Origin of the sequence: Reyranella sp., assembly GCF_965279465.1 — a bacterium.
Classification (GTDB): domain Bacteria; phylum Pseudomonadota; class Alphaproteobacteria; order Reyranellales; family Reyranellaceae; genus Reyranella.
The window spans coordinates 4,566,641-4,591,116 of the sequence record NZ_OZ257242.1 but is presented as its reverse complement, the minus strand read 5'-3'; the positions used below and the strand labels follow the sequence as shown (position 1 = coordinate 4,591,116).

The following is a 24,476-nucleotide window of genomic DNA, read 5'->3' as shown; positions in this document are numbered from 1 at the left end:
CAAGGCATGACAGCTACTTCTTCGCCGCCTTCACCGGGTCCTTGACGTTCGGGATGGTCGCGAACTCGACATTGTAGAGCTCGCCGCCGACCTTCTCGACCTTGCGGATGTAGATGTTCTGCACGATGTCGCGCGTATCGGGATCGATCGAGATCGGGCCGCGTGGGCTCTCCCAGGCGAAACCCTTCATCGCCGCGATCAGCTTCTCGCCGTTGGCATCGCCGCCGGTCTTCTTCAGCGCCTCGTAGATCAGGTGCATGCCGTCGTAGCCGCCGACCGACATGAAGTTCGGCCGCAAGCCTCCGTTGGCCTTCCTGAAGGCCTCGACATAGCTCTTGTTCAGCGCGCTGTCGTGGTTGGCCGAGTAGTTGTGCGCGTTGATCACGCCCACGACGGCATCGCCCATGCCATTGAGCTGGTCGTCGTCGGTCACGTCGCCGGTGGCGATGAGCTTCATGCCGCTCTTGTCCAGGCCGCGCTCGATGAACTGCTTAACGAACTGCGCGCCCGTGCCCGACGGCACGAAGACGAACAGCGCGTCGGCCTTGGTGTCGGCCGCCTTCTGCAGCACCGGCGCGAAGTCCGGACTGCGCATCGGCACGCGCAGGTTCTCGATGATCGTGCCGCCGTCGGCCTTGAACTTGTCGCTGAACGACTTCTCGGCATCGATTCCGGGTCCGTAGTCGCTGACCATGGTCACGACCTTCCTGATGCCGTTCTTGACCGACCACTCGGCCATCGGCACCGCCGACTGCGCAAGCGTGAAGGAGGTGCGCACGACGAACGGAGACGCCTCGGTGATCGAGGAGGTGCCGGCTGCCATCACCACCTCCGGCACCTTGGCCTGGGTGGCGATCGGCGCGGTCGCCATCGCCGACGGCGTGATGCCGAAGCCCGCCAGCACGGCGACCTTGTCGTTGACCACCAGCTCCTGCGCCAGCCGCTTGGTGACATCGGGCACGCTGGTGTCGTCCTTGAGGATGACCTCGATCTTCTTGCCGGCGACGGTGGTGCCGTGCTGGGCGAGATAGAGCTTGACCGCAGCGTCGATCTGCTTGCCTGTCGAGGCCTGCTGGCCGGTCATCGGGAGGATCAGGCCGATCTTGACGGTATCCTGCGCGGACGCGACGCTCGGCAGGAAAGTCAGCGCAGCGATCGCGAGAATTTCACGCCTTAACATCGACAGCCCTCCCAGACTAATTTGGAGGCCTTCTACCACAAGGAAACGCCCATGAAGAGCTACAAGGTCGTCGAGTTCGGTCAGCCGCTGCAGAGGATCGAGGAGACCAATCCCGCGCCGAAGGGCACCGAGGTGCTGGTCCGGATCACCGCCGCCGGCGTGTGCCACAGCGACGTCCATTTGTGGGAAGGCTTCTTCGACATGGGCGGCGGCAACAAGTATTCGACCGCCAAGACGATGAACCCGCCGCGCACCATGGGGCACGAGATCGTGGGCGAGGTCGTGGCGGTCGGCCCGGAGTCCAAGGGCGCCAAGGTCGGCGACAAGGCGGTGGTCTATCCCTGGATCGGCTGCGGCAAGTGCTGGTACTGCGAGCACGGGACCGAGAACCTCTGCCCGACGCCGCATGCGCTGGGCGTCAACGAGGACGGCGGCTTCGCCGATCACGTGCTCGTGCCGCATGCGAAGTATCTCTATCCCTACGGCAACCTGCCGGTCGAGCTCGCCTGCCTCTACGCCTGCTCGGGCATCACCGCCTTCGGCGCCGTCAAGAAGGCGCAGGGTCATGATGCCGGCCGGCCGATCCTGGTGATCGGCGCGGGCGGCGTCGGGCTGATGGGCGTGCGCTTCGCCAAGGCGGTGCTCGGCCGCGAGCCGATCGTGGCCGACATCGACGAGAACAAGCGCAAGCTCGCGCTGGCGAACGGCGCGTCGGCGGTCGTCGATCCGCGCGACAAGGAAGCGCGCAAGGAGATCATGGCGCTGACCGGCGGCGTGGGCGTCGCCGCGGCGATCGATTTCGTGGGCGCCGAGTCCTCGGCGCAGTTCGGCTGGCGCGCGTTGGGCCGCGGCGGCCGGCTGATCGTCGTCGGCCTGTTCGGCGGCACCTTCTCGACGCCGATGCCGATGTTCGCCTTCACCGGCAACCAGATCATGGGCTCGGTCACCGGCACGCCGGCCGAGATGAAGGAGATGATGGATCTCGTCACCGCCGGCAAGGCCGAGCCGGTGCCCGTGATCAAGCGCAAGCTCGACGAGGCCGACGCGACGCTCCAGGAGCTGCGCAAGGGCCTGATCATGGGACGCGCCGTGCTCGTGCCGTGAGCCGGCGTGCCTTTTTCCTCCCTGGCGAAGCCGGGGAGGTGCCCCGCAGGGGCGGAGAGGTCATGGGCCACAGCATTGGTGCGGCTCATGACCCCTCCGTCGCGGATAGGACTCTTTCGCGCGAAGCGCGAAAGAGTCGACGCGCCACCTCCCCGCGCTCGCGCGCAGGGAGGAACGTGAATCCGAGGAGAAGGGCGTGAGTCAGGCATCGCGCGCCCTCGCCTACGCCTTCGAAACCGGAGCGCTCGCCGAACGGCGGGCGCTCTTCCTGCGCGCCGAGGATCCGCCGTTCGCGGAGATCGATTGCGAGCAGTCTTTCCGGCCGGATTTCCTGAAGCTGAAGCGCGCAAAGCCCCGGATCGAGAGCGGCACGTGGCCGCTCGGCCTCGTGCTGCTGACCAAGCACAAGGAAGAGAACTTCGCCAATATCGCGCGCGCCTGGGCACTGCTCGAACCCGGCGGCATGCTGGTCTGCAGCGGCTCCAACGACGACGGTGCAGCCAGCCTGGAGAAGCAGGTCGGCAAGGCCTTCGGCCTCGGCGGCACCTTGTCGAAGTTCCATTGCCGCGTTTTCTGGATCACCAAGGGCGAAGCCGAGCCGCCGGCCTATTGGCGCGGCCTTGCCGGCCTGCAGCCGGTCGGCGACAGCACCTGGCTCAGCCGGCCCGGCATCTTCGCCTGGGACAAGGTCGACGACGGCTCGGCCCTGCTCGCCGCCCACGTGCCGGGCGACCTCGCAGGCCACGTCGCCGACTTCGGCTGCGGCTGGGGCTATCTCGCGCGCCGGATGCTGCAGCCGGCCGTCACCCATATCGACCTGATCGACGCCGAGCATCTCGCGCTCGATGCGGCGCGTGCCAACGTCACCGATCCGCGCGCGTCGTTCCACTGGCTCGACCTGACGCGCGAGCCCGCACCCGCGACCTACGACACGATCGTCTGCAATCCGCCCTTCCACACCGGCCGCGCGTCGACCCCGGCGCTCGGCCAAAGCGTGATCGAAGCGGCAGCGCGCGCGCTGAAGCCGGGCGGGCGGTTCTACATGGTCGCCAACCGCGGCCTGCCCTACGAGCCGATGCTGAAAGCCAACTTCGCCTCCTTCGAGACGCTGGCAGACAACAACAAGTTCAAGGTGACGAAGGCGATTGCGGCATCGGCGCCATCGTCCAAAGCGGAGCCTCTCCGGCGCCGTCATTCGCGATAGCGCTTGCTGATGCGGGGATCTCAATGACTTCATCGACATTCGTATCTTCGAGCGGAGATGGGTATGAGATTCAGATGGGGCGGTGGAGCCGTCGGCTCGCGCCCCTGCTCATCGAATTCGCGGGTGTCGATCAGGGAGCGAGCGTCCTGGATGTCGGTTGCGGAACCGGGAATCTGGCGCTTGCCCTGCTGCAGAACCCAAGGTTTGGAAAGGTCTGCGGGATAGACTTCTCACAGGCCTATATCGACCATGCCGCTCGCCAAAGTTCCGATCCTCGCGTCGAGTTCAGGGTCGGGGACGCCTGCGCACTCCCCTTCGGCGATGCCTCGTTCGATCACGCCCTTTCGATGCTGGTGCTGCAGTTCATCCCCCAGGCCGATCGCGCCATTCGCGAGATGAGGCGAGTCCTGCGCCCGGGCGGGATCATGGCTGCAGCAACCTGGGACGCGCGCGGCGGCCTCGTGTTCCAGCGGATGTTTCTCGACACTGCGGCGATGCTCGATCCCGGCGCCGTGGAACGCCGCGCAAGGGCGTTCAGCAGGCCACTGTCGCGGCCCGGAGAGCTGGCCCAGGCCTGGCAGGACGCGGGGCTTCAGGAGGTGGTTCAGGACATGCGGACAATTCGCATGGATTTCGCCTCGTTCGACGATTTCTGGGCTCCCAGCGAAGGCAAGGACGGACCGATTGCCGAGTACGTCGGCGCGCTGAACGGCGACATGAAGCGACGCATCAGGGACGCGGTCCGTATGGCCTACGTCGACGGCGAGCCCGACGGCCCGAGATCATATGCGGCGACGGCCTGGGTCGTGAGGGGCCGGGTCCCGGCATAGGCGGCTAGGATCAGGAACCGGGCCAGGCGCCGGTAACGGAAGGAAATCGCATCGATGGCCGACGCGAAAATCAGCTTCACTGACGGTGCCGCCTATGAACGGCTGATGGGGGTCTGGAGCCGGTTCGCCGGCGAGATATTCCTTGATTGGCTGGAACCACCCTCGGATTTGCGCTGGATCGACATCGGCTGCGGCAACGGGGCCTTCACCGAAGTATTGGTTGACCGATGCAACCCAGTGGAAGTCCAGGGCATCGATCCATCCGAAGAGCAGCTCATTTTCGCCCGTACGCGTCCAGCGTCGCGGGTCGCGGAGTTTCGCCGGGGCGATGCCATGGCGCTTCCCTTTCCCGCGGGCAGGTTCGATGCGGCCGTGATGGCACTGGTCGTCGTGTTCGTTCCCGATCCGGCAAGAGGTGTCGAGGAAATGGTTCGGGTCGTTCGCCCGGGCGGCATCGTCGCAACCTACGTGTGGGACATGGTGGGCGGTGGCTTTCCCCTCGATCCGATTCTCGGGGAGATGCGCGCCATGGGCCTGGCGCCACCGCGACCTCCGCAGGTGGATGTGTCACGACTGAAGGCGCTGCAGGACTTGTGGACAGGGGCCGGGCTCGAAGCTGTCGAGGTGCGCGAGATTGCCGTGACCAGGACCTTCGCGGATTTCGACGACTTCTGGGCGATCAACACCAAATCCCCCATGCTTGCTCCCACGCTCGCAGCGATGCCTTCAGTCGACGTCGAGCGGTTGAAAAGCCGCGTGCGCACGGGCCTGCCGGCCGATTCCCAGAGGCACATCACCTGCGCTGCACGCGCGCATGCGGTGAAGGGGCGCCGGTTGAAGTAGCCTCGTCATCATTGGCGATAGCGGGCGCCGATCAGGAACTCCTTGTTGCCCTCCGCACCGGTGATCGGGCTTTCGGTCACGCCGAGCACGTGCCAGCCGGGCTGCTCGGCCAGCCACGACGAGATCGTATCGACGACCTCCTGATGCAGCTCCGGCTCGCGCACGATGCCGCCCTTCCCCACCCGGCCCTTGCCGACCTCGAACTGCGGCTTGATCAGCGCCGCCAGATGCGCGCCGGGCGCCGCCAGCGCGAGCGCCGGCGGCAGCACGAGGCGCAGGCCGACGAACGAGGCGTCGCAGACGACGAGATCGATCGGCTCGGGGATCTGGGTGCGGCCGACGTCGCGGATGTTGGTCTTCTCCATCGACACCACGCGCGGGTCGGTGCGCAGCTTCCAGGCGAGCTGGTTGGTGCCGACATCGACGGCATAGACCTTCTCAGCTCCACGCTGCAGCAGGCAGTCGGTGAAGCCGCCGGTCGAGGAGCCGACATCGAGAGCGATGCGGCCGGCAACCGGAATGGAAAAATGGTCGAGTGCCTTTTCGAGCTTCAGCCCGCCGCGCGAGACATAGGGGTGCGGCTGGCCGCGCACCTCGAGCGGCACGTCCGTGGCGATACCCTGCCCCGCCTTGTCCAGTCGCCTGTCGTTGGAGAACACCAGCCCGGCCATGATCATTCGTTGTGCCGCCGCGCGCGTCTCCGCCAGGCCGCGTTCGACCAGCGCCACATCCAATCGGGTCTTGGCCGCCATTCGTCACCTGCTAGCATGGCCGCCATGAGCATGAAACTTCTCGAGGGCGAACGCGCCCTGGTCACCGGCTGCGCCGGCGGCATTGGACGCGGCATCGCCAAGGCGCTGATGGCCGAGGGCGCCACGGTGCTGGGCAGCGACATCGTCGCCCCGCCGGCCGAGGACGGCATCGACTTCCTTGCCGGCGACCTCTCCAAACGGGACGGCTGGCGCACGCTGCTCGACAGCGCGGTCTCGAAGCTCGGCTCGATCACCCTGTTCGTGCATGCTGCCAGCCCGCGCCGCCTCGAAGCCGACACGCCGCTGTCGGTCAGCGAGGAAACCTGGGATTCGATGACCGACATCAACCTGCGCTCGGGCTTCTTCCTGGCGCGCGAGGTCGGCCGGCACATGATCGCGCACGAAGCCAAGGGGCGTATCCTGCTGATCACCTCGCAGCATCGCGAGACGGCGCGCAACCTGCCGCACTACAGCGCCTCGAAGGCAGGCATGACCATGGTGATGAAGGAGCTGGCCCGCGTGCTGGCGCCGAGTGGCATCCGGGTCAATGCGATCGCGCCCGGCGCCATCCCGGGCGGCGGCTTCGTCGCCGGCAATCTCGGCGAACTGGTGGCACAAATCCCTCTCGGCCGTGCGGGAACTCCCGACGACATCGCGCAGGTCGCCGTCGCGATCTTGTCAGAAAGATTTGGTCGTTACGTCGTGGGAACCACGGTAGAAGTCGATGGCGGGCTCGGCCTGATGAGCTGGATTCCCGCCAAGGCTTGACCCGTTAAGAGTCGCGTGTGTCAGCGGTTACACTCCAGCAGCCAAGGGAGGCTTCCATGACTCTCCGCATCAACTCCACCGCCCCGGACTTCACCGCCGAGACGACCCAGGGCCCGATCGAGTTCCACAAGTGGATCGGCGACGGTTGGGCGATCCTGTTCTCGCACCCCAAGGACTTCACGCCGGTCTGCACGACCGAGCTCGGCTACATGGCCGGCCTGAAGCCCCGGTTCGACGCGATGAACACCAAGATCATCGGCCTGTCGGTCGATCCGGTGACCAACCACGCCAAGTGGGCCAAGGACATCGAGGAGACGCAGGGTCACGCCGTGACCTACCCGATGATCGGCGATCCGGAGCTCAAGGTCGCGACCGCCTACGACATGCTGCCCGAGGGCGCCGGCACGACGTCGGAAGGCCGCACCGCAGCCGACAACGCCACCGTGCGCTCGGTGTTCATCATCGGTCCGGACAAGAAGATCAAGGCGATGCTGACCTACCCGATGAGCACCGGCCGCAACTTCGACGAGGTGATGCGCCTGCTCGAAAGCTGCCAGCTCACCGCCAAGCACCAGGTGGCGACGCCGGTGAACTGGAAGCACGGCGAGGACGTGATCATCGTCCCGGCCGTCAACGACGAAGCCGCCAAGGCCAAGTACCCTAACGGCTGGAAGGCACCCAAGCCGTACCTGCGCATCGTCCCGATGCCGAAGTAGGGCGTTCGCCGTCTTCTCCTGCGCAAGTCATCGTCTTCCGGACCGCGAGCCTCCGGCTCGCTCATGCGTATGAGCGAGCCGGAGGCTCGCGGTCCAGAAGAGCATGCGTACTTGTTCCTCATTGATGGCGCGTCTTCTCACGCGCGAGTCATCGCCGGGGACAATCCTCCGATCAGGAAGACCGGCGAGGGTTCGACCTCGACGAGAAAGTCCTCGTCGGCGAGGCCTGGTACGCCAATCCACGTCGAACACGGTGGCGTGTCGCCGAAAATCGCCCTGAGCGCACGGCTGATCGCCCTGCCCTCGTGCATGTGACTTTGCTTGATATAGAGCCGTAGCGCCCCGACCTGATCGAGGGTCGCGCCCACCGCCTCCAGCGCGACAGCAAGATTTTCGAGGCTCTTCTCGAGCTGGCGGCCGATGTCGCCGGCGCCGACGATGCACTGCTCCGCGTCCCAGGCAACCTGGCCGGACACATGGACGACATGGCCGAAGGGTGTCGGCACGACTGCGACCTGCGCGAAGCCATACTGACGGCTGTCGAAAATCCCGGCGGGGACGTGGATCGTTCGGCTCATGCGGCTTCTCCAGGGAACCAGCTATCGGCCCGCGGCGAGCGCTGTGTCGATCGCGCGGTCGAGGTTCAGACCCGTGCCGCTCACGGCGCTGAACCAATCGATCATGCGACCGTCACGCCCGACGAGGAGCTTGTGGAAATTCCAGCTCGGCGTGCCGAGCGGGCCCGTCTGGGCGGCAGCCCAGCGATAGAGCGGGTGCGCCTTGGGTCCGGAGACGACCTGCTTGCCGGCCAGGGGAAAAGTGACGTCGAACGTGGCATTGCAGAAGCGCTTGATCTCGTCGTTGCTGCCGGGCTCCTGCCCGCCGAAGTCGTTCGACGGCACGCCGAGCACGATGAGGCCCCGATCCCTGTAGCGGCGCCACAGGATTTCCAGGCCGTGATACTGGCCGGTGAAGCCGCACCGGGACGCGGTATTGACGAGCAGGACGACGCGGCCGCTGAAGTCGGCTGTCGACATCGGCCCGCCTCCGATCGAGTCGAGGGAGACACGCGACCAATCGATCGGCTGGCGGCCGGCTCGGGCACCACGCACCGCCGACATCAGGGCGCCCAGAAGGGCAAACACCATCATCCGCACGACCTTCATATCGACCCCGGCGACCATCGATCTGCGACCTGGATGGAATATCCTTCACAATGCCGAAGCGCCAGCGCGGGCTGCCGCTTTCCATCGGCAGAAGATGTATGGACCACCCGCAACAGTAACTATATGGTATGTCTTCAATCTCTATGCGTGCAGTGCGAACGCTACCAGCGACGCCAAGGGGAGAGCGCATGACTCCAATCGACTACCTGAGAGCATTTGCAGAGAAGCATCCCGCTCCCGCTACTTTAATCGGGACGGGGATAGCTGTGTTCGCGGCGGTTGCGGTAGTCAAGGAGTGGGGCATCGACCCTGAGGCGCACATTGCATCTGCGGTCTATATCTTTGGGTCTGGAGTTGCGGTTTTCCTCTTGGCGGCTTTTCTATTGCAACCGGTCGCTGCAAAGATCGGGGGCAGTCTCATCGTCTGTCTGATTGTTGGCTGGCTCGCGTTGTTCATCGGGGGCAGATGGCCGCCGCCAGATAGATCAATGGATTGCCTCATCTACTTCTGGGAACCTTGTCGAGACGTTCGCGATGCGGTCGCCGCCGATCGGAGCAAGGAGTTGCCATCTCTTCCGCCGCTGCAACCGAGCATCGCACCTCCGCCTGACAAGGCGAGTATTCCAGTGCAAATCAGATTTGCCGGCTTTTCGAGGGACAGGATTATCGCATTGGCGAAAGACCTCACCGCCAAGGGATGGAAAGTCGTTGACCCGAACCGGGGCGGCGAGCGCGCGGCAAGTGCCGCCAAGATGGCTGAGGTTCGTTACGATAATCTCAACTCCAAGACCGCCGCCGAGGCGCTAGCTCAAGCGCTGAATGCCACCAAGATCATTCATAAGACAATCACTGCGGTTCAGAAGCCAACCATGACGCCCAATACCCTGGAGGTGCTTATCGGCCTCGAATAGAGGGCGACAGGTTCGAATTCGCAGGCGATTCGCTATCAGATGCGTATCGCCACGCACGGAGGGCTCACTGCTCCAGTCTCGCACATCGTACAATAGATCAACCCAAGAACATAGTTGCCGAACGCCTAGCCACGCAGCATGCGGTGGTCGCGCTCAACCCGAGACAGTGTCTCGCCTCCTCCGACTTGACTGGATAATCCCCCGCGCATAGGTTCCGCGCCCTTTTCCACGAACCGGCGGGCGTTATGCCCCAGATCCTGGCCGAGCGGCTGGCCAAGTCCTATCGGATCGCCGAGCGGGCGCCCGGCGTCGCCGGTGCGTTGAGCGGACTGCTGCGCCGCCGTTGGCGGGAGGTGAAGGCGCTGGTCGACCTCTCCTTCAGCCTCGAGGCCGGCGAGCTCCTCGCCTTCATCGGGCCGAATGGCGCGGGCAAATCGACGACCGTCAAGATCCTGTCGGGGATCCTGCGGCCCTCCAGCGGGCGGGTCGAAGTCGGAGGTCTCGTGCCGTACGAGGATCGCCTCCGCCACGTCGCCCGGATCGGCGTGGTGTTCGGCCAGCGCAGCCAGCTCTGGTGGGACCTGCCCGTCCTCGACGGCTTCGATCTCCTGGCCGACATCTACCGGGTAGCGCCGGAGCGCTATCGTCGCCGGCGCGACGAGCTGGTCGCCCTGCTGCGTCTCGAGCCGCTGCTGGCCCAGCCAGTCCGCCAGCTCTCGCTCGGCCAGCGCATGCGCGCCGAGTTCGCGGCCGCCCTGCTCCACGATCCCGAGATCCTGTTTCTCGACGAACCGACGATCGGCCTCGACGCGCCGTCGAAGCTTGCCGTTCGCGACTTCGTGAAGCGTCTCAATCGCGAGCAGAACGTGACCGTTCTGCTGACAACCCATGACATGCACGATGTCGAAGCGTTGGCAGAACGGGTCATCGTGATCGGCCAGGGTCGCCTGCTCGCCGACAGCTCGCTCGACAAGCTCCGCTCCGGCGTCTTCGCCGAGCGGCGCCTCTGGGTCGACTTTGCGCAGCAAGCGCCGGCCCTCGACATCGAAGGCGTGGACGTGCGGGCGCGCAACGGTCGCTCGCTCGAACTCGCTTTCGATCCGGCAAGGATCCCGGCGGCCAGATTGATTGCCGCCATCGCCGCCGAATACGCCGTCGACGACATTCATGTGGAAGAGCCCGCCATCGAGGAGGTGATCGCGCGCTTCTACGACCTCCACGATTCGAGTGAGGCCTGAGGTGCAGGCCCGGTTCCGCCCCTATGTCGCGGCCTTCCGGGCTCGCTTCCTGCTGATGCTGCAGTACCGCGTCGCCGCGCTGGCAGGTTTTGCGACCCAGTGCTGGTGGGGCGCGATCAAGATCATGGTCTACGCGGCGTTCTACGAGACGGCTGCTGCGGCCGCGCCGATCAGCCTGCCGAACGTGGTCACCTACACGTGGCTGGGGCAGGCCTTCCTCGCGCTCCTGCCCTGGGTCGCCGATCCGGAGGTCGGGATGTCGATCCGGACCGGCGGCGTCGGCTACGACCGATTGCGGCCGCTGGATACCTATGGCTACTGGTACGCCCGCACCCTGGGCTGGATCGTCGCGCGCGCCTTGCCGCGCGCCATCCTGATGCTCGTGGCGGCGGGCATCTTGCTGCCGCTCGTAGGCCTGGAGGCCTGGGCCTGGCAGCCGCCCTCCGGCGCGGAGGCGGCGTTGCTGTTCGTCCCTGCCTTTGTGCTCATGGTCACGCTCGCGGTCGCCGTGCTGATGCTTGCCAACGTCGTGGTGGCGGCGAGCCTCAACGAGCGCGGCGTCAATGCCGTCCTGATGCCGCTGGTGGTCGTCTTTTCCGGCAGCCTGGTGCCGCTCGATTTCTTCCCCGACGCGCTGCGTCCGCTCCTGCATGCGCAGCCGCTGGCCGGCCTCGTCGACATTCCCTTTCGCATCTACTTCGCCGATCTGCGCGGTGTCGCCGCCGTGCAGAGCTTGGCCCTGCAGGCCGGGTGGACCCTGGTCTTGGTCGGCCTGGGGCACCTGGCCATGGCGCGCATGATGCGCCGCCTCGAGATGCAGGGTGGCTGACCCATGAACGGCTTTCGCCTCTACGGCCGCTACGTCAGCGCATCGATTCGTGCCCAGGCGCAATATCCGGCGGCGACCTTGCTGCTCACGGCAGGCCACCTCGCGGCCACGGCGATCGAGATCCTCGGCGTGTACGCGCTCTTTCACCGTTTCGGGCACGTCGAAGGATGGACCTTCGGCGAGGCGGCGCTGTTCTATGGGCTGATCAACATTTCATTCTCGATCGCCGACCTGCTGAGCCGCGGCTTCGACGTGTTCGGCTCGGACTTCGTGCGCACCGGCGCGTTCGACCGCGTGCTGCTCAGGCCGCGATCGGCCGCGCTGCAGCTGATCGGCTACGAGATCCGCCTGTCCCGCGTCGGCCGGATGCTGCAGGGCCTCGCCGTGGTGATCCTCGCCACCAGGCTCGCCCCGATCGATTGGGATCCGGCTGCGGTGGCGATTGCCGTCTGGGCCGTAGCCGGCGGCGTGGCGCTGTTCGGCGGAATCCTGGTGCTGCAGGCAACCCTCGCCTTCTGGACCGTCGAGGGGCTGGAGGTCGTCAACGTCCTGACCTATGGCGGCGTCCAGGCAGCGCAATATCCGCTCAGCATCTATGCCGGCTGGTTTCGAAAGGTCCTCACGTTCGGCGTCCCGCTGGCCTGCGTCGCCTATTATCCGGTGCTCGCCATCCTGAAGCGGCCCGACCCGCTCGGCGCACCCGACTGGATCCTGCCGCTGACGCCGCTCGCAGGGTTCGCCTTCCTCGCCCTCTCCTTCCTCGCCTGGCGCGCCGGCATGGCCCGCTATGCCTCGACGGGAAGCTGAATTCACTTTTTCTCATGCTCTTCCGGACCGCGAGCGTCTCGCTCGCTCAGGAATCATGAGCGATCGAGACGCTCGCGGTCCGGAAGAGCATGCGTGAAAACTCCCTCTGGCGTCGTGGCACAACTTGGCGCCAAGATCGGTTCGGGAGGACGAAGATGAATGCGCCAGCGATCCTGTCGACGGTCAACCCCGCGAAGCTCCTGCGCGACAAGATCCGCGCCGGTGAACACACGACAGTCACCACGGGCATGGCCCGCGGCCATCTGCAGGCCAATCTGGTGATCCTGCCGGCGGATTGGGCCGACGACTTCGCAGCATTTTGCGCGGCCAATCCCAAGCCCTGTCCGCTGATCGCGCGCTCCGAACCCGGCGATCCTGCCCTGCCGGCGCTGGGTGTCGATATCGACGTCCGCCGCGACCTGCCGCGCTACCGCGTGTTTCGCGACGGCACGGCGGCGTCGGAAGAGACGGACGTCACCGCCCTGTGGCGGGACGACCTGGTCGCCTTCGCCCTGGGCTGCTCCTACTCGTTCGAGGCCGCGTTGCTCGATGCCGGCGTCCCGATTCGCCATATCGAACAGGGCAAGAAGGTCTGCACCTATCGCACCGGCCTCGATACCGTACCGGCGGGGCGCCTGCATGGCCGAATGGTGGTATCGATGCGCAACTTCACCGTACCCAATGCGATCCGAGCCATCGAGATCACGTCGCGTTTTCCACAGGTGCACGGCGCGCCGATCCATTTCGGCGATCCCGCGGCGATCGGCATCGTAGACATCGACACGCCCGAGTACGGCGGCGAGCCCGACATCCGGCCCGGCGAGGTGCCGCTGTTCTGGGCCTGTGGAGTGACGCCGCAGGCGGTGATCGAAGCGGCCAGGCCACCGTTCTGCATCACCCACAAGGCCGGGCACATGCTGGTCACCGATCGGTTGAACGAGGAGTTCCGCGAGGCCTTCTGATACCGGGGGCCTAACCCCGCGCGCGCTCCGCCTGCCGACCGAGCGCAGCCAGCGCGGTCACCACGATGTGCGGCGCGTCGAGGCCTGCGTCGGCGTACTGGCGCTGCGGCGAGGCCTGGTCGATGAAGCGATCGGGCAGCACCAGCGGCCGGACCTTCAGGCCGTGGTCGAGCAGGCCGGCCGTCGCGAGATATTGCAGCACGTGGCTGGCAAAGCCGCCGACCGAGCCTTCCTCGATGGTGATCAGCACCTCATGCTCGCGCGCGAGGCGGCGGATCAGGTCGGTGTCGAGCGGCTTGGCGAAGCGCGCATCGGCGACCGTGGTGCTGAGGCCCTTGGCGGCGAGATCCTCGGCGGCGACCAGGCATTCGCCGAGACGGGCGCCGAGGCTCAGGATCGCGATCTTGGTGCCCTCGCGCACGATGCGGCCCTTGCCGATCTCGAGCGGCTTGCCCCTCGCCGGCAAGTCGATGCCGACGCCCTCGCCGCGTGGATAGCGGAAGGCCGACGGCCGATCGTCGATCGCGGCGGCCGTCGCCACCATGTGCATGAGGTCGAGCTCGTCGGCGGCGGCCATCACGACGAAATCCGGCAGGCAGGCGAGATAGGCGACGTCGAACGAACCCGCGTGGGTCGCGCCGTCGGCGCCGACCAGGCCGGCACGGTCGATCGCGAAGCGCACGGGCAACTTCTGGATGGCGACGTCGTGGACGCACTGGTCGTAGGCGCGCTGCAGGAAGGTCGAATAGATCGCGGCGAACGGCTTGAAGCCCTCGCAGGCGAGGCCGGCCGCGAAGGTCACGCCATGCTGCTCGGCGATGCCGACATCGAACGTGCGCTCAGGAAAGCGCTCGGCGAACTTGTCCAGGCTGGTGCCCGACGGCATCGCCGCGGTGATGGCCACGATCCTCCTGTCGGCCTCGGCCTCGGCGATCAGCGACTTGGCGAACACCGCCTGATAGGCGGGTGCATTGGCCACCGGCTTCGCTTGCTTGCCGGTGATAACGTCGAACTTCACCACGCCGTGGTACTTGTCTGCGCTCGCCTCGGCCGGCGGGTAGCCCTTGCCCTTCTTGGTGACGACATGAACCAGGATCGGCTTGTCGAGCCGGCTGTCGCGGGCGTTCTTCAGCACCGGCAGCAGGTGCTCGAGGTTATGACCGTCGACCGGGCCGACATAGTAGAAACCCATCTCGTCGAACAGCGTGCCGCCGGCCACGAAGCCGCGGGCGAACTCCTCGGCACGCCGCGCCGCCATTTCGAGCGGCCTGGGCAGGGCCTCGGCGAAGTTGCGGCCGATATTGCGCAGGGTCACGTACGGACGGCCCGACAGCAGGCGCGAGAGATGTCCCGACAAAGCGCCGACCGGCGGGGCGATCGACATATCGTTGTCGTTCAGCACCACGATCAGCCGGCTGCGCAGGGCTCCCGCATTGTTCATCGCCTCGTAGGCCATGCCGGCACTCATCGCGCCGTCGCCGATCACGGCGATCACGTTGTTGTTGCTGCCGGCCAGATCGCGCGCCACGGCCATGCCGAGGCCGGCCGAGATCGAGGTCGAGGAATGGGCCGCGCCGAACGGGTCGTATTCGCTCTCCGAGCGCCTGGTGAAGCCCGACAGGCCGCCTTCCTGGCGCAGGGTGCGGATGCGGCTGCGGCGGCCGGTGACGATCTTGTGCGGATAGGCCTGGTGGCCCACGTCCCAGATCAGGCGGTCCTGCGGCGTATTGAAGACATAGTGCAGCGCCACCGTCAGCTCGACCACGCCGAGGCCCGCGCCGAGATGGCCGCCGGTGACCGAGACGGCCGAAATCGTCTCCTGGCGCAACTCGTCAGCAAGTTGGCGCAGCTGGTCCTGTTTCAACCGACGGATATCGGCCGGAATGTCGACGGTGTCGAGAAGCGGAGTGGTGCTCTGCCCGGTCATGGTTCCACTATACCCTTGTCACGCTGTTCATGCGCGGCGCTGTACCACGAATTTGGCGGCCTGCTTCAACAGGTCCGCGCGCGGGCCCAGCGGCTCGAGGTGGGTCGCCGCCTGTTGCGCAAGCAGTGACGCCTGCGCACGCGCGCGCTCGACGCCCAGGATCGACACGAAGGTCGCCTTGCCGGCAGCGGCGTCCTTGTTCGTAGCCTTGCCGAGCTCGGCGGCATCCCCCTCCACGTCCAGCAGGTCGTCGACGATCTGGAAGGCAAGACCGAGATCATGCGCATAAGCCGCCAGGGCGGCACGCATCGGCTCGGGGGCCTTGCCCAGGATCGCACCGGCTGTGCAGGAGAACGAGATCAGCGCCCCGGTCTTCAGGCGCTGCAGGCGGGTGATGGCGCCAATCGACAGGTCCGACCCTTGCGTCTCGGCCAGCAGATCGAGCATCTGGCCGCCGACCATGCCATGGGCGCCCGCGGCCCTGGCCAGTTCCGACACCAGCGCCGTACGGACCGCCGGATCGCCGTGCGTGGCCTCGTGCGCCAGCACCTCGAAAGCGAGCGCCTGGAGTGCGTCGCCGGCCAGGATCGCCGTCGCCTCGTCGAACTGCTTGTGACAGGTGGGCTTGCCGCGGCGCAGGTCGTCGTCGTCCATCGCCGGCAGGTCGTCGTGGATCAGCGAATAAGCGTGCAGGAACTCGATTGCGCTGGCAGTGCGAAGAGCCGGCATCGCACCGACCTTGAACAGGGTGGCGCCGGCCAGCACGAAGAAGGCACGCAAGCGCTTGCCGCCGCCCAGGCTGGAATAGCGCATGGCGTCGAAGACGCGGGCCTCGCCCTCCTCGCCCTTGGGCAGGAGGCGCTCCATGGTCTGCTCGGTCGACTGGGCGGCGAAGGCCAGCGCCGGCTCGAACTGGCGGTATGACGACAGGGGCATGTCGAATAACGCCCGTCAGCCGAGATCGGCGGGCTGGGTGCCGACCGAGCCGTCGGAGGCGAAGACGATCTTCTCGACCTTCATCTTGGCCTCGGCCAGCTTCTGCTCGCAGTGCCGCTTGAGCAGCGCGCCGCGCTCGTAGGCGGTGATCGCCTCGTCGAGCTTCACCTGGCCGCGCTCCAGCTGTTGGACGATGCCCTCGAGCTCTTTCAGGGCATCTTCGAACGACAGGCTGACGATGTCCTTATGGACGGTAGGTTCTTTGGCCATAGGCGCCTCTTGAAGGGGGGCGCGCACTGTAGCGGCGGGGACGTTCGCGGGCCAGCACATGTCCAGCGTACGGTGTGCGGTTGCAGTTGGTCCATTTCAGAGAGTGCTCTAACGTTTGTACAACCATGGCGGCCGAAACCCGCATTTGTGACATGGCGGCTTTGCACGTTCGCACGTCAAAACCCACTCCCTGCGCATTGCGGCAGGGAAAGGGCGATGGCAGTTTCCGTTTCGCAGAAAATAAACGGCCATTCAGGAGAAAGCGCCCATGGGCAATGTCAGCCATCTCGTCACGCGAACCGCGGCCCTGCAGAGCACCGCGGAGAGCAGCCTCGGTGAAGGAACCCTTGCCAAGGACCGGCAGTTCGTCACCGCGCTGGCCCGTGGGTTGGATATCCTGCGCGCCTTCCATGCCGGCGAAGGCATGCTCGGCAACCAGGAGATCGCCCATCGCACCGGACTGCCCAAGCCGACGGTCGCCCGACTGACCCATACGCTGACGGAACTCGGCTACCTCAATTACATTCGCCGGTTCCGCAAATATGAGCTCGGCGCCTCGGTGCTCGCGCTCGGCTATGCCGCCATCTCGTCGATGGACGTGCGCCGCGCCTCGCGCCAGCCGCTCGAGACCCTGGCCCACGCGCTCAACGCTTCGACCGCGCTGGGCGGCCGCGACCGTCATTCGATGATCTATCTCGAAGCGTGCCGCGGCCCCTCGGTCGTGGCGATCACCCACGATGTCGGCACCCGCGTGCCGATGGCCTCCACGGCGATGGGCCGCGCCTACCTGTTCTCGCTGCCCGATGTCGACCGCAACAAGCATATCGATGCGATCCGCCGCCGCTGGCGCGACGACTGGACCAAGGTCAAGACCGGCCTCGACCGCTCGTTCAAGGAGCTTGCCGACCGTGGCTTCTGCGTGACCTGGGGCGAATGGCTGCCCGAGCTGTGCGGCGTCGGCGTCCCACTGCGCAACACCGACGGCACCGCCGCCTATGCCGTGAACGCCTCGGCACCGATCTACCAGATCAGCCGCGACCGTCTCGAAGCCGACTGGGGCCCGCGCCTGGTCAAGGTCGCGCGCGATATCCGCACCGGCATGGCTGCCCAGCCCTCGACCAATACCGCCACGCCCGTCTCGCCGGCGCGTCCGATACTCACCACCAACGGTCATCGTCCGCCGATGGCCGCCATGGCCCGCCGCTAGCCCATGGCGATCCAACGACCGGCCGATGCGCGGCCGGTCGCCGCTCACGAGTTCCGCGGTTTCAACGGATTGATCGGCCACGAAGTCGTCGCCTGGAAGCACGGCTTCGTCGAGATGCGTCTCAAGGTGCGGCCCGAGCTGTGCAACGCCAACGGGCTCTTGCACGGCGGGGTGCTGATGACCCTGCTCGATTCGGCGAGCGGTTTTGCCTGCACGTTCAACGAGACGGCGACCGCCCGGCGGCTGTCGGTCACCCTCGCCTTCACCACCCAGTTCATCAAGGCGGCACGCGAGGGCGACGTGCTGACCATCCTCGGCGCCTGGCGGCCCTCGACCAGCCAGAGCACCTTCGCCGCCGAGACCGAGATCTACGACCAGGCCGGCGCCCTGATCGCGACCGGGGCCGGCACCTTCCGCTACCTCAAGGGCGAGCGCAGCGACGGAATGCTGACCTTCCTCGACAAGGAAGCGGCGGACTGAAGGCGGGTCGACCCTCCTCCTTCGGTCCAGCCCACGACCTCGCCGGCGTCAGGCGATCGCCAGCACGGCCAAAGCCGCCTCAGCATCCATCTTTGCGATATTGTAATCGGTACGCTTCTTCAGCAGGTCTTTTAGGACTTCGCTGATCTGCGCCGCGGTCTGACCGGGTGGAGGCGCCGCGAGATCAGTGCGGGCTCTCGCGATTTCGCCGTCGAGGGTGGCCAGCAGGGAAGTGTATTTGGCGATGTCCTGCTTGGCCTTCAAGACATCGGCAGCATGCTTGTCGCTCGCGGTCGCAGCCGGCACCAGGTCGGTCACGAGCGTTCCGACGTTGGTGCGGGTCGTCTTGAGAACGTCGAGCACATCGAGCGACGGGAGCGTCAGTTTGGCGAAGAAGTCGGCTTGCTCATCGCTGACGATCGTTCGCGCCTTGTCGATGCGGCGCGCCGCATCGATCAGGAAAGCCGCGCTCTGATCGGGCCAGCTCGTAGCCAGTTGCGCCGCAACCCATTGCGACTGGAATTCATACCAGACCTTCTTGAGGTCGGAGGATGCCTTCCACCACGCGCCATAGCGCTGCTGCTGAGCCAGTGTCGCCGCGATCATCTTCTGAAGAGCCAGCACACCCGTCAACGCTCCGGTCAATTGCGCCACGATTGCCGTCGACGGATTGGCCCCGAGATCGGCGAACTTCGGCAGCCAAGCGAGCAGGAGCGGAATCACCACGATCAGGCACAGACTCAAAACAATGAACAGGTCACGGATTCGTTCTGCCTTCGTGATCCGTCGCGCGTACCAGGCGATCGGCATGATCACCTCCAGAACGAAAGTCGTGGATAGGTCGATCGCTTCTGCCGGCACCTTGTTGTCCGGCAAGCACAGCTCTGAGGCAAAACTCTCCAGCAACTCCGATGCGTCAGCGTGAGTCCGCCGACCCGTCGTTTGGTTGCCCTTGTCGATCAGAGCGTCGATGGATTGCACCATGCTGTCTTCTTCTCCTTCGCTTATCGTCCGCCTGCAGGTCGCCGCGACGACGCTACGGCTGCCGCCAGCGCCTCACGCCGGGCCAGTCGCCAGCAGTCCAGGCGTCGCGGATGGTTTTGTCGCCGCGGCTGCGGGTGCCGCACCATGGCGAGACCGATGTCGACATCGATAGTGGGTAGGGGCCGCCGACTGGCGGATAAGTGGTTCCGTGGCACTCGAAGCCGCCCGCCGGCTTACCCTCGCCAGGATACACGACAACGACATGGCCATTGCTGCCGCCCCTAAGCCCGGCCACCACGACGATACCCTGGTTCGCCAGCTGGATGGCGGTCGCATCGTCGACGACCTCCCATTTGGCTTCGATGATCCTGTCGATCATTGCGTCGGCCAGCTCCAGCGGCCAATCGGGATCGGCCAATGTCGACAGGACATGGTGCGTCGACTGGTTGCAATAGCTTGTGAAGCGGTCGTATGCCTCGTTGCAGGTCTCGATCAATCGCGCAACGGCGTTGGCGGGCATAATCTTCTCCTTCGATGGGGTACCGAGCCCTCGTTTTGATCATTGGACGCTGTCCCCGACGTTACGAGCACGCTCGCCGCCCATGGAAATTGGAACCCGCCACTTTCCGCGGATTGCGCCATCATCGGAAATGCTCTCTCTGGTTGCATTCCTTGTCAACATGAATCCGACGCCGGCTTTCGCGTTTACTTTATCTCTGGTTGTCTACTCCCTGCGCAAAGGGGATTGTTACGAACGGCAGCTGTGCTTGCGGGAGCTTGCCAACTCCCGAAGAACGAGGTGCCGCGGGATGCATCACGGATCGATCTCGTCCACAGTGGCGTCCTGCAAAACGCGGAGGATGATCGCTTGGCCATCGATTACGAAAAACGCGACGGCGTCGCCTACATCACGCTGAACGATCCCGCCAAGGCGAACCTCCTCGACAAGCCGACGTCGGACGCGATCTCCGAGGCGTGGATCGACCTGTGGGAAGATCGCTCGATCCGCTGCGCCATCCTGACCGGCAAGGGCGACAGGCACTTCTGCGGCGGTCACAACCTCGCGCCGCGCGAGAACATCACCGAGGAGGAGCGCGAGTATCTCCGCACACAGCGCATCTTCTGGCCGCTGGCGGGAACGGTGCACGGCCAGAAGACCGGCGTCGACGGCCGCATGGGCGATCACTATCCGCGCGTCTGGAAGCCGGTGATCGCCGCGGTGAACGGCTGGGCCGCCGGCGCCGGCCTTTACATCCTGCTGTCGTCGACCGACATCCGCATCGCCAGCGCCGAGCATGCGCGCTTCAAGTTCGCGCTCCTGACGCAGGGCTGGCTGGGCCACGGTCCGGGGGCGAGCCTGCTGGCCAAGCAACTGCGCTACATCGATGCCATGAAGATCCTCCTGACCGACGAGCCGTTCGACGCGCAGGAAGCGCTGCGGATCGGCCTGATCAACGAGGTCGTGCCGCACGCGCAGCTGCTCGAACGGGCGGAGAAGATCGCCCGCCACATCTGCACCCTGCCGCCGACGGCGGTGCGCATGATGAAGGAGTTCCTGGTACGCTTCGGCGATCTGCCGACCGACCAGGCGTGGCACGTACAGAACCTGATCAACTCGCTGCTCATCCAGACGACGATCGACGGCGAGGAAGGCCGCAAGGCCTTCAACGAGAAGCGCAAGCCGAACTTCGAAGGCAAGCTGCGCAAGCGCGGCGATGCCTGGCCGGATCTTTCGGAAGAGGATGCGAAGCGGCTGGACGAGGCGTACCGCAGCGGCGAGTTCTGATCGCTTCGTCGTGAGCACACCTCGTCGCTCAAGCATTACCGGTCTGCGCCGCTTCCTGGATCCCGAGCAGCAGCGCGACTGGATGCAGGGAAAGACGATCCTGCGCGACGCCGACGAGCGCCCGAAGTCCCTTGAACTGCGCCTCAAGTATGTCGCGCGGTTCGAGAAGCTCCTGCACCGGCCGCAGGCGCAAGACGTGCTGGAGCTTCTCCGGCGCTACGGCCGCGCGTGCATCCCGATCCCGCGCCGGACCGAGCGACACTACTGGTCGGTTTCCTGCCTGCCCTCGACCTCCGATAAGCCGCTCACCCGCGTCAATGCGAGCTGGATGGAGCTTTTCACGCTCTATGCCGATGGCGAGGGCATCCGTGCGCGATTCATCGTGCATCTGTCCGACTTCACCGCCGGCCATTCCCTCGATCGGAACCAGGTGGACGAAACCCTCCTCGAGGGCTGCGTCGTGGAGCCGGAAGATGTCGGCCATTTCTTCCCCCGTGGCGAAGACATCTTCGGCATCAACGTCCGCGGCTTCTCCTCAATCAGCAAATTCCTCGCGAAGCCCCGTGTGTTGCAGGCCATCCGGGCGTTCAACCTGACGCACATGAACCGGGGCCGGAACGCCTATCAGGCAAGCCACTGCTACAGCCTGGCGGATCACATGCTGGGTGACGAGCGAAGCTGAGTATTGGGGGTGATCTCAGCCGAGCACGCCGTTTGCCCGTAGCTCGACGATCCGTTCTTGCGGTAGTCCAAGAACGTTGGCGAGCACATGATCGGAATCCGCGCCCAATGCCGGCGCGGGTCCGGTCGTGCGGCCGAAGCTCGCGCGCCAGGGCAATCCCGGCAGCACACCCGTCCCCTGCTTGTCCCAAAAGTTGCGGGCGGCGAGATGCGGGCTCCTTACCAGATCGCCGTGGCGTGCGAGCGCGGCGGCCGGAATGCCGGCTTTCAGCAGCGTTTCAGCTGCAGCGGATGCCGATTGAGAGGCGGCCCAGGCGGTCAGGGCTGCGTCGATGGCCGTCTGCGTGTCGATGCGTTGATCGAGATCGAGTCCGGCCATACCCGACAATCCCGGCACAAGACCGCACAACGTCCGCCACTCCTCGTCCGAGCGGACGGCGATGCTGATCCAGTCGTCCTCGCCCAAGCAGCGCCAGGCGCCGTGCGGGGCGTGACGCGTCGACGCGTTGCCCATTGGCTTCGGCGGCATGCCGAGCTGCGTTGCGATCAGGGGCTCGGCCATGGTCCACAGCATCGCCTCGATCATCGAGAAGTCGACCCTTGCCACGCCGCCTGCGTGCCGCCGATGCCAGAGCGCGGCAGCCGCGACGAAGGCCAGCATCAGGCCGCACATGGGATCGAGCCAGGCGAAGCCGATCCGGGGAGCGACATCAGGATGACGATTCAGCCCGGCAAACCCGGCGTAGCATTGCAACAACGTGCCGTACGCCACCGCATGCGACTCCGGCCCCGTCCTCCCCATTCCCGATGCCGAGATATAGATCAGGTCTGGGTTCACGGCCTTCAGCGCCTCCGCGCCCAGGCCGAGCCGGTCCATGACGCCGGTGGCAAAGTTCTCGATCAGGATGTCGGACTTCGCGGCCAACGCCCGCGCGATCTCGACAGCTTCCGGCTTCTTGAGGTCGAGGACGACGCTCTTCTTCGCCTGGCCGAGCACCGTATGCAGTTCCGATTCGCGCCCCGGGTCGCCCCTGCCCGGCGCTTCGATCTTGATGACCTCCGCGCCCATCGCGGCCAGATACCGTGTCGTCGTCGGGCCCGCGATCACCCAACTGAAATCGAGCACGCGGATGCCCGACAGGGGCATTGGGCCCTGCGGCACGGGCTGCTTGCGGTTCGACGCGGTAATGGTGAGGCCGAAGGGCGGGCTGGGGATCTGGATCGGGTTTCCGGCAAGTTCGCTCGGCCGGTAGTAGCGGCGATGGCGCATCTGCGGCGTGTCCAGATGCTCCGCGACCTCGCGCAACGGAAAGCTCGGGACATGCGCGCGCTGCGCCGTATCGGCGATCCATTGCTTGTCGTGTTGCCGGCTCCAGTGCGCCATCAGCGCATGCAAGGCGTCCCAGTTCTTCACCCGATTGGCCTTGGGCACGAAGCGCGGGTCGGCGCCCCAGTCCGGCGACCCCATCGCGCGCAGCCACGAGGCCCACTGCTTCTCCTCACGCGGAGAGATCGCGGCGTAGCCATCGCTCGCCGGCAGGATCGTCACCGTCGCGCCATTGCCGTCGCTCAAGCGCTTGCGGTCCCAGCTCTTGCCGGTCAGGCCGGCGCGCGCGAGCTCGGTCATAGAAAGCGTCGCCAGCGCTTCGTGGATCGACACATCGATCGACGCGCCGGGCTGATTGCCTTGCGCCGCATGCATCCCGGCGCAGGCGGCCGCCAACCCTGCGATGAAGGCGGATTGATCGCCCACGGGACGGACCGGCGCTTCCGACAGATCGTCGATCTGCCCGGTCAGCTGACGCGCAATGCCGCTGGCATAGAAGAGGGTCAGGTCGGTGGCCGGATCGTTTGCCCGAGGCCCCGTCTCGCCGTAGGGAGAGATCGTGACGACGATCGCCGATGCGTTGATCCGGCGAAGCGCCGTCAGGTCGTACGGGCTCGCGGCCAGGTCCTTCGGTTGCCCTTCCCGCACGATCAGGTGGGCCGCTGCCAGACATTCGCGCCGCTCCGTTGCATCCGCGGCAATGGGTTTGTCGTGGTTCAGGTAGGCCAGCAGCGTCGTGTCGGCATCCGGGTCTATGCAGGTCACCTGTGCGCCGACGTCAGCCATCAGCCGGCTGCAGACCGCAGCCGCCGCCCCGCCGCCAATCTGGACGACATTGAATCCGGCGAGCAGCGTCATGCCGCCGCCGAGGTCAGCTTGTAGCGCAGCCAGACCGCGCCGCCGTCGAGCACTTCGTGGCTGGTGAGGGTCATGCTTTCGATCGGCGCGGGTCCGAGATCCGTGTCGCCCGAGTTGAACACGCTGGGCGCGCCGGAGCTGCCGTCGATGGTGGGATTGATCACGAGGCTCAGCTCGTCGATCAGCCCGGCCCGCAGCAGCGCGCCGTTGGCCCCGCCCCCGCCCTCCAGCATCAGCCGCTCGATCCCGAGCTCGCGATTGAGCGTCTCGAGGGCGGCGGCGAGGTCGATCTCGGTCTTGCCGGCGAAGATGTAGGAGATGCCGTCGCCGCGCAGGCCCGCGAGATGCGAATCGGGAACGGCCTCCGTCAGGATGACGAGGATCGCATCGCCGCCGATGTCCGACCGATGCCATACCGCCTTGCCGTGGGCATCGAGGAAGACGCCCCACGCCTGCGGCTTGCGTTGCGCGAACCAGTTCTCGCGCGGCAGGACCTGGTCGGTCGGCGGATAAATCAGCCCCTTCCCCCTGGCAAATTCCTGCGCGGTGACCCGGCCGCACAGCCACGAGCCGCCGCCGAGCTGATCGTGCAGGCGCTCGAACAGAGTGGGGACGACGTTGGCTTTCGGCCGTTGGCGGCTGCCGTGGATCCGGCCGTCGACGCTGCAAACCATGTGGCAGATGACATAGGGTTTCATGCGCGGCAGCTT

At 66.0% G+C, this 24,476-nt stretch carries 26 protein-coding genes and 1 pseudogene; 16 read left to right on the top strand and 11 right to left on the bottom strand.

The features are described from left to right. Positions 1 to 13 precede the first annotated feature (13 nt). Entirely contained in the window at positions 14 to 1,180 is a 1,167-nt protein-coding gene (locus tag ACQY8M_RS22310; protein WP_428659836.1) for an ABC transporter substrate-binding protein, read from the bottom strand. Between the two features lie 51 nt (positions 1,181 to 1,231). Here ACQY8M_RS22310 and ACQY8M_RS22305 point away from each other — a divergent pair, with 51 nt between their 5' ends. The 4 genes from ACQY8M_RS22305 (at position 1,232) to ACQY8M_RS22290 (ending at position 5,161) form a co-directional block, all read left to right on the top strand. Continuing rightward, a complete protein-coding gene (locus ACQY8M_RS22305) occupies positions 1,232 to 2,284 on the top strand; it encodes an alcohol dehydrogenase (RefSeq protein WP_428659833.1) in 1,053 nt (350 codons plus the stop codon). A gap of 196 nt (positions 2,285 to 2,480) precedes the next feature. Further along, positions 2,481 to 3,488 (top strand): class I SAM-dependent methyltransferase, encoded by a 1,008-nt coding sequence (locus ACQY8M_RS22300; RefSeq protein ID WP_428659831.1) that lies wholly within the window; start codon positions 2,481 to 2,483, stop codon positions 3,486 to 3,488. Between the two features lie 23 nt (positions 3,489 to 3,511). Then, positions 3,512 to 4,318, top strand: coding sequence for a class I SAM-dependent methyltransferase (locus tag ACQY8M_RS22295; protein ID WP_428659828.1), 807 nt, complete (start codon positions 3,512 to 3,514; stop codon positions 4,316 to 4,318). A 54-nt stretch (positions 4,319 to 4,372) separates the two neighbouring features. Further along, entirely contained in the window at positions 4,373 to 5,161 is a 789-nt protein-coding gene (locus ACQY8M_RS22290) for a class I SAM-dependent methyltransferase (RefSeq protein WP_428659825.1), read from the top strand. 8 nt (positions 5,162 to 5,169) lie between these two features. Here the strand turns inward: ACQY8M_RS22290 and ACQY8M_RS22285 are convergent, their stop codons facing one another. Continuing rightward, the gene (locus ACQY8M_RS22285) at positions 5,170 to 5,913 is read right to left on the bottom strand and encodes a TlyA family RNA methyltransferase (RefSeq protein ID WP_428659822.1); all 744 of its coding nucleotides are present in this window, start codon (positions 5,911 to 5,913) and stop codon (positions 5,170 to 5,172) included. A 24-nt stretch (positions 5,914 to 5,937) separates the two neighbouring features. Here ACQY8M_RS22285 and ACQY8M_RS22280 point away from each other — a divergent pair, with 24 nt between their 5' ends. Then, positions 5,938 to 6,681: an SDR family NAD(P)-dependent oxidoreductase gene (locus ACQY8M_RS22280; RefSeq protein WP_428659819.1), complete on the top strand. Its 744-nt coding sequence runs from the start codon at positions 5,938 to 5,940 to the stop codon at positions 6,679 to 6,681. A 56-nt stretch (positions 6,682 to 6,737) separates the two neighbouring features. Next, a complete protein-coding gene (locus tag ACQY8M_RS22275) occupies positions 6,738 to 7,397 on the top strand; it encodes a peroxiredoxin (RefSeq protein ID WP_428659816.1) in 660 nt (219 codons plus the stop codon). A gap of 137 nt (positions 7,398 to 7,534) precedes the next feature. Here ACQY8M_RS22275 and ACQY8M_RS22270 read toward each other — a convergent pair whose 3' ends face one another. Then, positions 7,535 to 7,975, bottom strand: a complete 441-nt coding sequence (locus tag ACQY8M_RS22270; RefSeq protein ID WP_428659813.1) for a RidA family protein — start codon at positions 7,973 to 7,975, stop codon at positions 7,535 to 7,537. Between the two features lie 21 nt (positions 7,976 to 7,996). Beyond that, the gene (locus ACQY8M_RS22265; RefSeq protein WP_428659811.1) at positions 7,997 to 8,563 is read right to left on the bottom strand and encodes a glutathione peroxidase; all 567 of its coding nucleotides are present in this window, start codon (positions 8,561 to 8,563) and stop codon (positions 7,997 to 7,999) included. A gap of 188 nt (positions 8,564 to 8,751) precedes the next feature. On the opposite strand from ACQY8M_RS22265, the gene ACQY8M_RS22260 reads away from it, so the two are divergent. From ACQY8M_RS22260 to ACQY8M_RS22235, 6 genes and pseudogenes are all read left to right on the top strand, one after another. Continuing rightward, complete coding sequence (locus ACQY8M_RS22260; protein ID WP_428659809.1) at positions 8,752 to 9,474, top strand: hypothetical protein; 723 nt, start codon at positions 8,752 to 8,754, stop codon at positions 9,472 to 9,474. Between the two features lie 392 nt (positions 9,475 to 9,866). Beyond that, positions 9,867 to 10,211, top strand: a pseudogene (locus ACQY8M_RS22255) (ATP-binding cassette domain-containing protein); the annotation flags it as partial. Beyond that, positions 10,206 to 10,712, top strand: a complete 507-nt coding sequence (locus ACQY8M_RS22250; RefSeq protein ID WP_428675444.1) for an AAA family ATPase — start codon at positions 10,206 to 10,208, stop codon at positions 10,710 to 10,712. The pseudogene ACQY8M_RS22255 and the gene ACQY8M_RS22250, both read left to right, overlap by 6 nt. Position 10,713: 1 nt before the next feature. Further along, on the top strand, positions 10,714 to 11,541 hold the full coding sequence (locus ACQY8M_RS22245) for an ABC transporter permease (RefSeq protein WP_428659807.1): 828 nt from the start codon (positions 10,714 to 10,716) through the stop codon (positions 11,539 to 11,541). A gap of 3 nt (positions 11,542 to 11,544) precedes the next feature. Continuing rightward, positions 11,545 to 12,348 (top strand): ABC transporter permease, encoded by an 804-nt coding sequence (locus ACQY8M_RS22240; protein WP_428659804.1) that lies wholly within the window; start codon positions 11,545 to 11,547, stop codon positions 12,346 to 12,348. Between the two features lie 155 nt (positions 12,349 to 12,503). Beyond that, entirely contained in the window at positions 12,504 to 13,310 is an 807-nt protein-coding gene (locus ACQY8M_RS22235) for a putative hydro-lyase (RefSeq protein ID WP_428659802.1), read from the top strand. 10 nt (positions 13,311 to 13,320) lie between these two features. Here the strand turns inward: ACQY8M_RS22235 and dxs are convergent, their stop codons facing one another. The 3 genes from dxs to ACQY8M_RS22220 are packed head-to-tail and all read right to left on the bottom strand — an operon-like array spanning position 13,321 to position 16,443. Beyond that, on the bottom strand, positions 13,321 to 15,237 hold the full coding sequence (gene dxs / locus ACQY8M_RS22230) for a 1-deoxy-D-xylulose-5-phosphate synthase (protein ID WP_428659799.1): 1,917 nt from the start codon (positions 15,235 to 15,237) through the stop codon (positions 13,321 to 13,323). A 27-nt stretch (positions 15,238 to 15,264) separates the two neighbouring features. After that, entirely contained in the window at positions 15,265 to 16,173 is a 909-nt protein-coding gene (locus tag ACQY8M_RS22225; RefSeq protein WP_428659796.1) for a polyprenyl synthetase family protein, read from the bottom strand. 15 nt (positions 16,174 to 16,188) lie between these two features. After that, positions 16,189 to 16,443, bottom strand: a complete 255-nt coding sequence (locus ACQY8M_RS22220) for an exodeoxyribonuclease VII small subunit (protein ID WP_428659793.1) — start codon at positions 16,441 to 16,443, stop codon at positions 16,189 to 16,191. Between the two features lie 268 nt (positions 16,444 to 16,711). On the opposite strand from ACQY8M_RS22220, the gene ACQY8M_RS22215 reads away from it, so the two are divergent. Continuing rightward, on the top strand, positions 16,712 to 17,650 hold the full coding sequence (locus ACQY8M_RS22215) for an IclR family transcriptional regulator (RefSeq protein ID WP_428659790.1): 939 nt from the start codon (positions 16,712 to 16,714) through the stop codon (positions 17,648 to 17,650). 3 nt (positions 17,651 to 17,653) lie between these two features. Next, complete coding sequence (locus tag ACQY8M_RS22210) at positions 17,654 to 18,130, top strand: PaaI family thioesterase (RefSeq protein WP_428659787.1); 477 nt, start codon at positions 17,654 to 17,656, stop codon at positions 18,128 to 18,130. Between the two features lie 48 nt (positions 18,131 to 18,178). On the opposite strand, the gene ACQY8M_RS22205 is transcribed toward ACQY8M_RS22210, so the two are convergent. Next, the gene (locus ACQY8M_RS22205) at positions 18,179 to 19,114 is read right to left on the bottom strand and encodes a hypothetical protein (protein ID WP_428659784.1); all 936 of its coding nucleotides are present in this window, start codon (positions 19,112 to 19,114) and stop codon (positions 18,179 to 18,181) included. A gap of 52 nt (positions 19,115 to 19,166) precedes the next feature. Further along, on the bottom strand, positions 19,167 to 19,634 hold the full coding sequence (locus tag ACQY8M_RS22200) for a hypothetical protein (RefSeq protein ID WP_428659782.1): 468 nt from the start codon (positions 19,632 to 19,634) through the stop codon (positions 19,167 to 19,169). A 348-nt stretch (positions 19,635 to 19,982) separates the two neighbouring features. On the opposite strand from ACQY8M_RS22200, the gene ACQY8M_RS22195 reads away from it, so the two are divergent. Together ACQY8M_RS22195 and ACQY8M_RS22190 are read left to right on the top strand one after the other, a co-directional pair. Further along, complete coding sequence (locus ACQY8M_RS22195; RefSeq protein ID WP_428659779.1) at positions 19,983 to 20,900, top strand: enoyl-CoA hydratase/isomerase family protein; 918 nt, start codon at positions 19,983 to 19,985, stop codon at positions 20,898 to 20,900. Then, positions 20,857 to 21,582, top strand: a complete 726-nt coding sequence (locus ACQY8M_RS22190; protein ID WP_428659776.1) for a hypothetical protein — start codon at positions 20,857 to 20,859, stop codon at positions 21,580 to 21,582. Before ACQY8M_RS22195 ends, ACQY8M_RS22190 begins: the two co-directional genes overlap by 44 nt. 15 nt (positions 21,583 to 21,597) lie before the next feature. Here the strand turns inward: ACQY8M_RS22190 and ACQY8M_RS22185 are convergent, their stop codons facing one another. Continuing rightward, on the bottom strand, positions 21,598 to 23,766 hold the full coding sequence (locus ACQY8M_RS22185) for a CoA transferase (RefSeq protein WP_428659773.1): 2,169 nt from the start codon (positions 23,764 to 23,766) through the stop codon (positions 21,598 to 21,600). Beyond that, the gene (locus tag ACQY8M_RS22180; RefSeq protein WP_428675442.1) at positions 23,763 to 24,464 is read right to left on the bottom strand and encodes a dihydrofolate reductase family protein; all 702 of its coding nucleotides are present in this window, start codon (positions 24,462 to 24,464) and stop codon (positions 23,763 to 23,765) included. Before ACQY8M_RS22180 ends, ACQY8M_RS22185 begins: the two co-directional genes overlap by 4 nt. Between the last annotated feature and the right edge of the window lie 12 nt (positions 24,465 to 24,476).